At 48.4% G+C, this 3,339-nt stretch carries 3 protein-coding genes; all 3 read left to right on the forward strand.

The genetic code is table 11. The features are described 5' to 3' along the window. Positions 1–1,093 (forward strand): hypothetical protein (locus FYJ35_RS14485; RefSeq protein WP_205839865.1); only part of this gene is annotated, 1,093 nt, incomplete at its 5' end. 1 nt (position 1,094) lies between these two features. Then, the gene (locus FYJ35_RS14275) at positions 1,095–2,507 is read left to right on the forward strand and encodes a DEAD/DEAH box helicase (RefSeq protein ID WP_408634801.1); all 1,413 of its coding nucleotides are present in this window, start codon (positions 1,095–1,097) and stop codon (positions 2,505–2,507) included. After that, positions 2,473–3,339 (forward strand): DUF3440 domain-containing protein (locus FYJ35_RS14280; RefSeq protein ID WP_154527584.1); only part of this gene is annotated, 867 nt, incomplete at its 3' end. The genes FYJ35_RS14275 and FYJ35_RS14280, both read left to right, overlap by 35 nt.

Raw genomic sequence — 3,339 nt, forward strand, 5'->3', positions numbered from 1 at the left:
GAAGGCTGCAGCTGAGGCTGCCAGCCTTGGCCTTCCGGAGCTGGTCGGAAGCCCGAAACAGATCGCTTGGGCTGACAAGATCAGAGTGGGTATTGTAAATACCATCGCTGATTGCAATCAGCAGCTGTTGAAATCCGGTGAGGATGCGAAGAATTCTGGCAAAGGGCCGGAAGTCCTGGCTGATATTGACACAGCTCTTCGCCTTGTGGACGCATTCAGCCAGGTGATCTCTGCGGAGAAATCCGCAAGCAAAATCATCGACTGGAGCCAGAAAACGACAAACGTTTTCAAGCTTGTATTGATCCATAAGACGTCCGTTGAAAAAGACATCAAGTCAGGGAAGACTGTTCCAGAGGATCTGGATGTTGAGTTCGGCGGATTCTTTGTCGAAGCACTGAAGCTCCTGTATTCTCCGAAGCAGACTTCGGAAACAGTCAAAGAAGAAGCTTCCGTCACGCTGGTCCCGGAGGACAAGAAATCCGACACCATGGTATCGGTAAAATATACCGATGATATGGTCACGGTCGAGTCCCCGAAGGATTCTACGGTTATCAAAGCAGTTAAGGCCGCTGGATTCCGCTGGGATGGGTATGCATGGAAACTGAATATCGGTGTCACTACAGGTAAGGCTAGTGACAGGGCAGCAGACATCGCCAACAAGCTGCTCAATGCCGGCCTGCAGGTTAGCGTCCCCGCATCGATTCGCGATGCTGCAGTGTTTGGGACGTTCACCCCGAGATGCACGCGGTGGGTGTTTGGTCGATCAGGGGATTCTGATCACGTTTATGTCAGCTGGGGCCGTGATGAGGATATGTACTACAAGGTAAAAAGCCTTGCAGGCGCAAAGTGGATACACGATTTGCATTATATCCGTATCCCGGCATCATCAGCTGATGAAATCGAGGATTTCGCAGCAATCAATGGATTCCAGATTTCCCCAGGAGCAGCTAAGATATTGGATGGTTACAGAAAATCCGTCCAGATCGTCGCCCCTGAAGAGAAGAACGAGGAGAAGCCGCAGGACGAAAGTGAAAAGCTGAAAAGCATTTTGAATTCGTCCCGAGAGGTGATTGAGGACCTTAAAGATGATTAAAATGAAAACTTTTACTTCTCTGCTCCCCCATCAGGAGCAGGCGGTCGAAAAACTGAAGCACCTGAAAATAGGTGCCCTGTACATGGAAATGGGAACCGGAAAAACGCGAACGGCGCTGGAGCTGATCAAGCTCCGGCTTGCCGCGGGGAAGGTAAACAGGGTCATCTGGCTCTGCCCATGCAACATAAAATCCGACATCCGGCGCGGTATCCGAGAACATTCAAACCTGGACGATCTGGGAATCCTGGATGTAGTGGGAATTGAAACGCTCTCATCCTCCGTCCGCGAGTGCAGCAGGCTGCTGCAGATCGTGCAGAATAACAACACATATCTTATTGTGGATGAGTCGTCGCTGGTGAAAAATCATGCAGCGCTCCGAACGATCCACATACAGCAGCTGGCGAATACATGCGTCTATAAGCTAATACTCAACGGCACTCCGATCAGCCGTAATGAGGCTGATCTTTACGCCCAATGGTGCATCCTCGACTGGCGGATACTGGGATACAAATCTTATTACAGCTTCGCGGCCAATCATCTGGAGATTGATGATCGCGGAAGAATCAGGCGCGTATTGAACACCGATTACCTCGCCGAAAAGATTGCCCCCTATACCTATCAGATCAAGAAAGCAGATTGTTTTAAGCTTCCACAAAAGATTTATCACCTGAAATACTGTACTCTTACTCCACAGCAGGACGAAAATTATGATCAAGTTTTAGACAAGCTACTCACAAGCCTTGATGAAATGTCGAATACCGCAATATATCAGTTATTCGGAGCATTACAGGCTATAGTATCCGGATATGCAATTAAAATTATTTATTCAGGTTGGCATCCTCATGCAATCCGATGCAAATACATGGACAATCCGGAAGATAACCCAAGGCTTTCAGCCTTGTTATCATGCATCGCAAACAACAATGATAAAACTATTATTTTCTGCCAGTACACTGAGGAGATTGAGACGATCACGCGCCTGATCCGCGCAAGTGGACGCTCCGCAGTGCAGTTTTACGGAGAAATGAGCATCACCAAAAGGAACGTTGCGATCGATGCCTTCAGAAGCGATACACAGTATTTTGTAGCAAATAAATCGTGTGGTGCCTTCGGGCTGAACCTCCAGTTCTGCCATAAAATCATCTTTTACTCACATGACTGGAATTGGGGCACACGGGCGCAGGCGGAGGATCGTGTACACCGCCTGGGGCAGACACACGACGTAGATATTACAGACATCTGCATGGATGATTCGATTGACTGGCAGATCCTGCGCTGTCTCGGCAATAAAGAGAATCTGTCCGACAAATTCAAACATGAAATTGGCAGCCTGCAGAAAAAGGATATAAGAGATTTCTTACGCGGAAAGGAGGTAAAACATGGAAAAGATTTATCAAAGCAAAAATGTGTATAAAGCCACACAGGATCGTCTGGAATACATTTTCAACGAATTTGACAATATCGTATGCGCATTTTCCGGTGGGAAAGATTCCGGGCTGCTTTATCATCTTGTTTTACAATACATGGAGCAGCATGGGATCCACAGGAGAATATCTTTAATGCATCAGGACTTCGAGGCGGAATACACGGAGACAGCCAAGTATGTTGAAAAAACATTCGCTGAGTCTCCTGATTTTGTCGACAAGTATTGGCTCTGCCTGCCGATGGCCGTGCGCAATGCGATGAGCACCTTCGACCCGTACTGGTATCCATGGCACCCCGATCAGAAGGATATATGGGTGCGGGAGATTCCGGAGCATCCATATGTATACACGGAAGCAAACGCTCCATGGTTCTCTCGCGGCATGACCGATCCGCAGACGCAGCACGCCTTCGGGATGTGGTATAGGGACAATCACCCGGGAAAAACCATCATTCTGCTCGGCCTTCGCGCCCAGGAATCGCTGCATCGATATAACGCGATTGTAAATAAACGCCACACATATGGCGGCAAGCAATGGATCACGCAGGACGCCAAAAATTTATATTCAGCCTCACCGATCTATGACTGGGAGACAGAGGATGTATGGACGGCATATGGGAAATATGGCTTTCCATACAATAAGCTCTATGACCTTTACTATAAGGCCGGCGTTAAGCTGGATGATATGCGGGTAGCCTCTCCTTTCATTGAATTTGCCGCGGACAGCCTGAATCTGTACCGTGTGATAGAGCCAAATACCTGGGCGAAGGTTGTAGGCCGGGTGAATGGTGCAAATTTCGGAGCGATCTACGGCAATACAAAA

The organism is Porcincola intestinalis, from assembly GCF_009696445.1.
Classification (GTDB): domain Bacteria; phylum Bacillota; class Clostridia; order Lachnospirales; family Lachnospiraceae; genus Porcincola; species Porcincola intestinalis.

Excerpts from the sequence above, each read along its gene's own strand:
- FYJ35_RS14275 (WP_408634801.1), top strand. The coding sequence starts at position 1,095 with ATGAAAACTTTTACTTCTCTGCTCCCCCATCAGGAGCAGGCGGTCGAA.